The sequence below is a fragment of the Cupriavidus sp. SIMBA_020 genome (assembly GCF_046535395.1).
Taxonomy (GTDB): Bacteria; Pseudomonadota; Gammaproteobacteria; order Burkholderiales; family Burkholderiaceae; genus Cupriavidus; species Cupriavidus campinensis.
On sequence record NZ_JAWRWU010001164.1, the window covers coordinates 1 to 253 of the forward strand.

The window sequence follows — 253 nt, forward strand, 5'->3', positions numbered from 1 at the left end:
GTGCTGGCCGCGCGCATCAAGGACAAGCAGTATCAGGAGCAGCACGCGAAGGAAGCGGCCACGCGCAAGAGTCTCGTCGGCTCGGGCGACCGCTCGGAACGAATTCGCACCTACAACTTCCCGCAGGGACGTCTGACGGATCACCGGATCAATCTGACGCTGTATCGGCTGGAAGCGATCATGGACGGCGATCTCGAGGAACTGATCGGCGCACTGTTGTCCGAGCATCAGGCCGAACAGCTGGCTTCGCTCG

Annotated in this window: 1 protein-coding gene; it reads left to right on the forward strand. The window is 62.1% G+C overall.

The window, feature by feature from the left end; translation table 11 throughout:
* Window positions 1-253: peptide chain release factor-like protein (locus SB751_RS33190; protein WP_410749392.1), on the forward strand; the 253-nt coding region annotated here is incomplete at both ends.